General features: G+C 48.9%; 5 protein-coding genes and 2 pseudogenes. 5 read left to right on the forward strand and 2 right to left on the reverse strand.

From position 1 onward, the window contains the following. Positions 1-1,324: pseudogene (locus RMO27_RS11380) on the forward strand (hypothetical protein); the annotation flags it as partial. Positions 1,325-1,568: 244 nt separating this feature from the next. Here RMO27_RS11380 and RMO27_RS11385 read toward each other — a convergent pair. Further along, positions 1,569-4,313 (reverse strand): ankyrin repeat domain-containing protein, encoded by a 2,745-nt coding sequence (locus RMO27_RS11385; RefSeq protein ID WP_309732461.1) that lies wholly within the window; start codon positions 4,311-4,313, stop codon positions 1,569-1,571. A gap of 211 nt (positions 4,314-4,524) precedes the next feature. Here RMO27_RS11385 and RMO27_RS11390 point away from each other — a divergent pair, with 211 nt between their 5' ends. Continuing rightward, positions 4,525-5,106 carry a DUF2854 domain-containing protein gene (locus RMO27_RS11390; RefSeq protein WP_309732463.1) on the forward strand — a complete coding sequence of 194 codons (582 nt, stop codon included), beginning with the start codon at positions 4,525-4,527 and terminating at the stop codon, positions 5,104-5,106. On the opposite strand, the gene RMO27_RS11395 is transcribed toward RMO27_RS11390, so the two are convergent. After that, on the reverse strand, positions 5,090-5,347 hold the full coding sequence (locus RMO27_RS11395; RefSeq protein ID WP_309732465.1) for a chlororespiratory reduction protein 7: 258 nt from the start codon (positions 5,345-5,347) through the stop codon (positions 5,090-5,092). The two genes, RMO27_RS11390 and RMO27_RS11395, sit on opposite strands and share 17 nt — an antisense overlap. Positions 5,348-5,503: 156 nt before the next feature. Here RMO27_RS11395 and RMO27_RS11400 point away from each other — a divergent pair, with 156 nt between their 5' ends. The 3 genes and pseudogenes from RMO27_RS11400 to RMO27_RS11410 form a co-directional block, all read left to right on the forward strand. Continuing rightward, positions 5,504-6,934, forward strand: a complete 1,431-nt coding sequence (locus RMO27_RS11400) for a protein adenylyltransferase SelO family protein (protein WP_309732467.1) — start codon at positions 5,504-5,506, stop codon at positions 6,932-6,934. 4 nt (positions 6,935-6,938) lie between these two features. Next, a complete protein-coding gene (locus RMO27_RS11405; RefSeq protein WP_309732469.1) occupies positions 6,939-7,706 on the forward strand; it encodes an SDR family NAD(P)-dependent oxidoreductase in 768 nt (255 codons plus the stop codon). A 388-nt stretch (positions 7,707-8,094) separates the two neighbouring features. Continuing rightward, positions 8,095-8,513: pseudogene (locus tag RMO27_RS11410) on the forward strand (hypothetical protein); the annotation flags it as partial.

Raw genomic sequence — 8,513 nt, forward strand, 5'->3', positions numbered from 1 at the left:
AGCGGAAGCCTTGCCGCGAGACATTTCAAAAAATGACCATAGATACCAATACATTAGCCGTTTTTTGAAGAACCCAAATGTTGACCGCGTGGATGTGATGCGGCCTTATACAACAGAGATTTTTGAGAACATATCAACTAACGGTCAAACCATTGTTAGTGGCGGTCGAGATGGTACTGTCCGCATCTGGGATCGACAGGGTCAACCGATCGGGACACCATTGACAGGACATCAAGGTATCATCAACTCCGTGGCGATTAGTACCGACGGTCAAACTATTGTCAGTGGCGGTCAAGATGGGAAGGTGCGGCTCTGGGATCGAAAGGGGAAATCGATCGGTTCGCCTTGGACAGGGCACTTTGGTGCGGTCAAATCGGTGGCGCTGAGTACCGATGGTCGGACGATCGTCAGTGGCGGTCAAGATAGTACCGTCCGGTTGTGGCGAGGAGTGGTGTGGCAAGATTGGGTCGCAGCGGGCTGCGATCGCTTGCGGTTGCATCCAGATTTTACATCTCCGCCAGCCAAAGATGCTTCAGACGAGCAGGAAACACCAGAAAATGCCATCGATACTTGTCGGCAGTATGGCGGCTGGCAAGCTCCCCAAACCGCCGAATTTTTGGTGCGGCAGGGATTAGGATTAGCACAGCAGGAGGGAGATCTCGCAGCGGCAACAGCTAAATTCAAACAAGCTCAAAAATTAGACTCCAGTGTCGATGTTGCCAAATTAGCAGTCAATGCTGAAAAATTAGCGGCAAAATTAACTGCTCGCAGATTAGTAGATGACAGTAAAAAACTAGCTGCGGAAGGAGATCTTGGCGGCGCAACAGCTAAATTAAACCAAGCCCAAAAGTTAGACGCCAGTGTCGATGTTGCCAAAATAGCAACCGCGATCGCTAAGTTAGTCGCCGCTAATTGGCTCGAACAAGGCAAAACCCAAGTTCGGGAAGGTAAAATTACTGAAGCTCTCGCCCTCTACGACAGCGCAAAAAAACTCTATCCTCCTCTCAAAATCGATGCGGCGGCCTGGAATGACCTCTGCTATTCCGGCAGTATTTATCGCCGTGCTCGTGATGTCATGTTTGCTTGCGAGAATGCCGTGAATCTGGCTACTCCCGAACAGAAAGGTAACTATCAAGAAAGTCGCGGACTTGCTAAAGCCTTGAGTGGAGATCGACAAGGGGCAATTGCCGATTTCCAGGCATATATTGACGATCCTAAATCCATTCCGATCTACAAGCCCCAGCATCAACAATGGATCGAAGCGATGAAAAAGGGTAAAAATCCTTTTAAAGATGAGGTATTACAGCAGATCAAATCGCACTAGTATTGGGTGGCGTAAATCTTAGTACTATTTCGTAAAGAGTTGGGAGTTAGGAGTTGCTGTACCACCGTATGGGAGTTGGGAGTTAGTACTCAAACGTATGCCGCTTAGTACTAGAATCGGAGCTGTTCGCTAACATCATTTCCCAGGCACCGTGCCATCATTGGCGATCGATGTAGCTGCCGATCGATCGGGGGTAGCTCAAGACGATCTTCAGCACCCCATCGAACTAGTGACGATCGCGTCTTTAGCGCGCGCCTAATTGCTGCAAGACCCGCACGATCTGGGCGTGTTGGAGATGTTCTTGCGGGAATTGATACAGACCCATTTGGGCGTATTCTAATGCCGAATAACTTTGGGACTCACCTGCTGGAGCTTGAGTATCGGCTCCCGCAGCGATCAAGAGTTGGACGATCTCACCATAGCCCGCATAAGCAGCACTGGCGATCGGGGTAAAGCCCAATTTATCTCGGAGATTGACATTGGCTCCGGCTTGAATCAGGAGTGCGACAATCTGGGTATGTCCGGCCGCCGCCGCATTACTCATCGCCGCACCGCGATCGAGATCGAGGTTGACATTAGTCGCCAATAGGGATTTGACCCGATCGACATTGCCAGCACCCGCAGCTTGGATCAGTTGAATTGACTCTAATCCCGTCGTGGCAGCTCCGGCTTGCATCAGGAGATTAAACATCCCATAGTTCTCAGCAGCCGCGACCGCTGAGAGGACGGTATGGCCGAGATCGTCTTGGAGATCGAGATCGGCACCATTGGCGATCGCCATCTCCACACAATCGGTATAGCCAGAACCAGCTAAGGCCGCATAGAAGATCGCGGTTTTGCCACCAGCACCCCGTTGATTGAGATCCGCACCGCCCGCAATTAGCAGTTGGCAGATCTGTTGGCGATTGCTAGCAAAGAAACTACCCGCAGCCAGCATTAATGCGGTCATCCCCGCCGCGCCCAAACCATCATCATCGCTGAGGAGATGGGGATCGGCACCAGCGGCGAGGAGAATATTGACGATCGAGCGATGTCCGTGATATGCCGCAGCCATCAAGGCCGTATGACCTTTGGCACCGAGTTCGTCGATTTCCAGCCCCAACTCGATCGCCCGATTCACCTCATCGATATTGCCCACTGTCGCCATTTCAATGAATTTTTCCACTGGGCGATTTTGCTCGCGAATCCGGCGTTTGCGGGTAGCTTGGAGGAGTTGTTCGCCATCGCGATCGGCACAGAGGCGAATGGCGGTATTGACGAGGGGATATAAATATTGATAAATTTCGCGTTCTTCACATTTAGCTGCCAACAAAATTGGTGTCTCGCCGCGACTCCAGACATTGACATTCGCTCCTGCCGCGACCAATAACTGGACGACAGCCCGATGTCCATTTTTAATTGCCGATAGTAATGCCGTCCAACCATCGCGACCGACTGGTTCATTGACGTCGATACCGCGCGGTAAGAGCATTTGCAAGATCTCGATCTCGCCGCGTTCGGCGGCCAAACCGAGGGCGGTTGTGGAAATACTCCCACTGTGGGGATTGGCACCAGCGGCGAGCAAGCACTTTACTAGTTCTGGATATCCGCGATCGATCGCCATGCCTAGCGGTGCATAACCCAAGTTCCAGTCATAGCGATCGAGATTGGCTCCCGCCGCGATCGCTTGTTGCACCAAATCGAGATCGCCATCGATCGCTGCCGCCATCAACGAAGTATTGGTGGCATTTTCCTCATAGGCTGGAACGAATGGTGCTCGATCGGCTGGCTGGATGCCACTGTGTCCAAAAATATCGGTGGTAGTTTGGGTATCGGGATCGAAGTCTGGCTCGTCTTCACCACCGATAACTGGAAATAAACTAGAGTCGAGATCGGACAGCAGGTGTCGATCTGCACGCAGATCTAGATCGGTATCGATCTGGGTTTCGCTGGGATAGAGATTGCCCAGATCGATCGCATAGGTTTCACCTTCTTCCCAAGCTTGAGTCGGGACATAGCGATCTGTTTCACCTTCAGACTCAAATAAGTGATCGATCTGAGCGACTTGCTGCGCGATCGGGTCGTGCTGACGATCGAGATCTGGTAACAGTTGGGCAAAGTCATCCACGACATAGGTTTCACCTTCCGCTTCAAATAAGCGATCGATCTGAGCGACTTGCTGCGCGATTGGGTCATGCGGATGCGGGGCTTCAATTAAATCGCTATCTGGTAACAGTTGGGCGAAATTATCGACTACGTAGGTTTCATTCTCGCCCCATTCGATCGGCATCGCCAGCCGCTCGGCATCTTCAGCCGCGGCGATCGTCATCCGATCCAGATCGATGCTCAGATCGAAGGCATAAGTCTCATCCGGTATGAAGCTACTATTATTGAGCGGTTGCTGGAGCGAACTCACCGTCATGTCTTCTGCGAAGATTTCGGTACCGATCGTGTTGGCGGCTCGATCGTTTGCGGCAAAGACTTCATCGAGATCGAAGGTATAGGTGGCTTCAGCATCCGAGCTGAGATCTTGCCAATTAGCGGCCATCTGCCGCAACGCAGCGGTGGGATTGTCAGTTGGCGATTGTGGGGCTTCGAGCGGCATCAGTTGCTCGATTTGAGTAGCCTGATGATTAGCTGCGGGTCGATCGATCAGATCGATTAAATTCTCAAAGGGGATCTCGATCACATTGGCTGGTGATGGTACCAGTTCGAGATCGTCACCGATCGCTAAAAATGCCGCCAGCGGCGATCCTGCCGATCCACTGCTGTCACCGACAGCCGAGAGCCGATCGCTAGAATCCAGTCGTGGCTGCATTTGGGCACCAGCAGCCACGAGGAGATCGACGATTTCGAGATTGCCTTGGCAACAAGCTAGGGCTAACGGTGTCTGACCGCGATCGTTGGGACTATTTATAGCTGCGCCGGAATCGATCGCGAGTTTGACTCGATTTAAATTTGTTGCGGCGATCGCCTCAAATAAGCTCTGAGTTTTGGGATCTACACTCATGATTGCTGTGTCCAAAGTTGCGGTGTGACAGGCGATGCACTCAATGCATACCCCATAACCACATCTTTCCCAAATTATCGATCGAAATTACGATCTCGATCGAATTTAGCTACCATATCCGCTATCTTTGCTCTACAGGTGCTACCGACCCCTAGCCCCACTCTCAATATTGGTTGATAATAAAAAGACTTCAGTCTCTCGTGCGATCGTTATGTTACGCCTTATTCCTCTTAGTCTCGTTCTGATCAATCTTGGCGGTTTACTCGCCCTGATCGGCTTTTTTGCGTATGCCATCCAAGATGCAACATTCAATTTGATCGGTTTCTTCTACGGTATTCCCCTGCTCTTAGGTGGTTTGGCACTCAAATCAGCCGAACTAGAACCAGTGCCATTCGATCGACTCACACCAGCCAACCTCATCAAACTCCGCGACGAACAAGCTACCCCCACGCTCAATCAAATTCGCAAAGATGTCACCCGTTTTCGCTACGGCCAAGAAGCACATTTAGATGTTGCCCTCGAAAAACTCGGATTAGCTCCCAGCGATGACGATCGACCGATTCTCAAAAGTCTCCAAGAGTCAGAAATCGGTGGTGCTTACGCCCTGACTTTGAATTTTTATTCGCCATTTATGAGCCTAGCTGTCTGGCAGGAAAAACAGGAAAAAATCACCAAGTTTTTTGGCCCCGGCATTCATGCCAAAATTGAGCCAGATGATGATAACGAAGAAATTAATGTCACCTTAATCGTCGATCTAGCCAAAGATCAAGAGCGGGTCACTTCTCCAGTCTGACGGCGTACCACTGTAAATACTCTCCTGGCACCAGGTCTAGTTCACAACTAGTATCGAGTAAATATTGGACTTGGGCATCAGTGCCACTAATTTGTCGGACATCGATCGGCAGATCGTCGGCAAACTTAATCACAACTGATTGGAGTTTGGCAAACATTTCGGCTGGAGTCAGAATCTGCTCCGGTCGATCGGTCTCCAGTAAGACATAAGCATCGTTATTGAACATTAAAGAGTCTGACATATTAATAGTGAAGAGTGGATAGTGGATAGTGGATAGTGGATAGTGGATAGATAATAATTAATGTTTTTAATACATATTTATTATAGCGATCGAATCTTTATCTCGGCTGTTTGCTGACTTTTCACTTTTCACTATCAACTATCCACTAATTAAAGTATGAATCCAATTCTCGCGCTTAACTATGAAACCGCTCTCGAATCGCTAGGTGCTGATTACTATGATGACGTAGCTGCTGCCGAATTTCCCCAGCAGATTTTACGCTTTCGCAATGACGATCTCTTGATTCAACTCGGACTCGATCCCGCCGGAGTTAGTGACGAACATTTTGTCGAAGCCTTTGGCAAATTTGCTAACCCCGCGCAGCCGTTCCTCGCACTCCGCTATCACGGGTATCAGTTTGGTGAGTACAATCCTGGTTTGGGTGACGGACGCGGCTTTCTGTACGGACAAGTGCGGGATATCAACGAGGAACTCTACGATTTTGGCACCAAAGGTTCGGGACGCACGCCTTATTCCCGTGGTGGCGATGGGATGTTGACGCTCAAGGGTGGCGTGCGCGAGGTGCTAGCGGCGGAAGCGTTGCATCAGATGAGCGTAAGGACTTCACGCTGTTTGAGCATGGTGGAGACGGGTTTAGACTTATGGCGCGGCGACGAACCATCGCCGACGCGTTCTTCAGTGATGGTGCGGTTTAGTCGATCGCATATTCGATTTGGGACTTTCGAGCGACTAAATTATCTCAAACGTCCAGATCTAATTGAGAAGTTATTAGATCATGTTATTGCATATTATTACGGTCATTTGAGTAGGTTCGATCGAGCAGAAAGTTATCTTCGGTTTTATACCGAACTCGTCCGTCGCGTCGCTGAATTAGTCGCCCAATGGATGGCTGTTGGCTTTTGTCATGCTGTCTTAAACACCGACAATATGTCGATTACTGGGGAAAGTTTTGACTATGGCCCTTACGCATTTTTACCAACCTATAATCCTGAGTTTACGGCTGCTTACTTTGATCATTATGGCCGTTATAGTTACGCCAATCAACCAGGCATTTGCAAGCTCAATTTAGAGCTACTTCAGCAGCCTTTGAGTGCGGTCATCGACACTGCGGAAATGACTTCAGCACTCGCCAAATTCGAGGAATATTATTTTCCGCATTACAAACATCTGATGTTATGCAAGCTCGGTTTAGATGGAGATGCTACGCCAGTTCGGGATGAGTTATTAGTCGCAACGCTCCAATTATTAGCAGATACTCAAGTCGGTTATCATCAGTTTTTCTACGATCTGAGTCAAGCTTTTAAACTTAGATGGCAACAAGATCTCAATTCAATCTTAAATGAGACGGAATTAATGCCAGAAGTTATTGGTAATAATGGCTATCAAAAGTGGTTGCAATTATATCATCAAGCTTTGAGCGATCTATCTCCAGCAGAATTCGATTCAGTTGAGAAAATTCTCACTCGATCGAATCCCCAGACGATTTTGTTACGCCCGCAAATCGAAGCGATTTGGGAACCGATCGCCCAAGCAAATGATTGGGAGCCTTTTGAGGCGTTGCTTGCGAAGATTCGATCGGGTAAATAATCAGATGACAACTACCGATCTAGAAAATAGTTCTTTAAAAACCGCGCTGATTGTTGGCGGCGGACGCGGCATTGGTTTGGGCTTCGTGCAACAGTTACTGGCACAGGCGGAGATCGGGCGCGTTTATGCGACTTATCGAAGAGTAGAGTCAGCAACCGAGCTATTGGCGATCGATAATTCGCGATTGTGCTGTATGCAAATGGACATTACCGATGAAGCGCAAATTGCGGCGGTAATGCAGCGGATTCAAACTGAGGCGGCTGCGCTCCATTATGTAATTAATTCCGCTGGGGTGTTGCATGAAGGTGAGCTGCAACCAGAGAAGAGTTTGCGCCAGATCGATAGCGATCGATTATTGCGCTATTTTCAGGTGAATAGTATCGGCGCATTGTTGTTATTCAAACAAGTCCAGCCCTTAATTAAACATCCAGATCGATCGATCCTGGCAACGATTTCGGCAAAAGTCGGTAGTATTGGCGACAATCACAGCGGTGGCTGGTATGGTTATCGCGCTTCCAAAGCTGCCTTGAATATGTTTATTCGGACTACCGCGATCGAGTATCAACGCACTTGTCCGCAGGCGATTTTAGTCGCGCTCCATCCCGGTACGACTGATACCCAGCTATCGCAGCCATTTCAGCGGAATGTCCCGCCCGAAAAGTTATTTTCAGTTGATCGGACAGTATCACAATTATTAACTGTCATCGATGGATTAACCCCCAGTGATAGTGGCGAATTCTTCTCCTGGGATGGCAGTCGGCTACCGTGGTAGCGGCTAGCAGGCATTACTAAATTCAGCGGCTGATCGCAGGTAGATATAATTCCTCAGCATGTGGGTAGGGGCAATTCATGAATTGCCCCTACCCCCATTTTTAAGAGCAATTTAGATCCCGATCGAGTCTCCCCGTCCCCTGTGTCAATTGTCAAGAAAATTGAAAACTATCCCGATCTGGTAGTTGGCGAGCTGAATTAATCAATATAAGTGGGAATTATAGAGATAAGTGGATTGAGGCACAGCTCCAAGCCACAAGCAGGGGTGAGCCAAAACTAGCCATCGAGCTTTCCCCATCGGGTATTGCAGATCGAGCGATATCGCCGGGATCTGTCGAGGGGATGGGTATTCGATGCTGGAAAAATTTCGTAAAAAGTAAGTTGAGCAAATGATTAAGTTACCGTTTAAAGATGAAGAATTTCAGGTTTCTTCAAAGTTTTATACCTATTTAGACAAACTTATTAATACGGTTTCCAATGAGCGGAAGTACACAATTCTGACACTCGTTGACATCATATTGTTGGCGATCGCGATTAGTGCGGCGATTGGCTTCGAGCGGGGACTCGACCTGATGTCGATCGAAATCTGGCACCAAATTAATTTTGTGGTGTTAGAGATCGCCATCAAGATTGGCTTATTTTGGTTTTTTCGGATTTATCAACAAGTATTACGACACGCCGACGGCGCATTTTTGTTCGCCATTGCCAAGGCGGTTTTGGCAAGCTGTCTGACGATTGCGGTGATCGATCGCTTATTCCTGATGTCGGCGATTCCAGCTTCAGTACTGCTCAGTGATGGGATGCTCAC

The organism is Chamaesiphon sp. OTE_75_metabat_556 (assembly GCF_031378165.1).
Classification (GTDB): Bacteria; Cyanobacteriota; Cyanobacteriia; order Cyanobacteriales; family Chamaesiphonaceae; genus Chamaesiphon.

Bases quoted from the DNA above. Each gene is read 5' to 3' on its own strand.
- RMO27_RS11385 (WP_309732461.1), bottom strand. From the start codon at position 4,313: ATGAGTGTAGATCCCAAAACTCAGAGCTTATTTGAGGCGATCGCCGCA.
- RMO27_RS11390 (WP_309732463.1), top strand. From the start codon at position 4,525: ATGTTACGCCTTATTCCTCTTAGTCTCGTTCTGATCAATCTTGGCGGT.
- RMO27_RS11395 (WP_309732465.1), bottom strand. From the start codon at position 5,347: ATGTCAGACTCTTTAATGTTCAATAACGATGCTTATGTCTTACTGGAG.
- RMO27_RS11400 (WP_309732467.1), top strand. From the start codon at position 5,504: ATGAATCCAATTCTCGCGCTTAACTATGAAACCGCTCTCGAATCGCTA.
- RMO27_RS11405 (WP_309732469.1), top strand. From the start codon at position 6,939: ATGACAACTACCGATCTAGAAAATAGTTCTTTAAAAACCGCGCTGATT.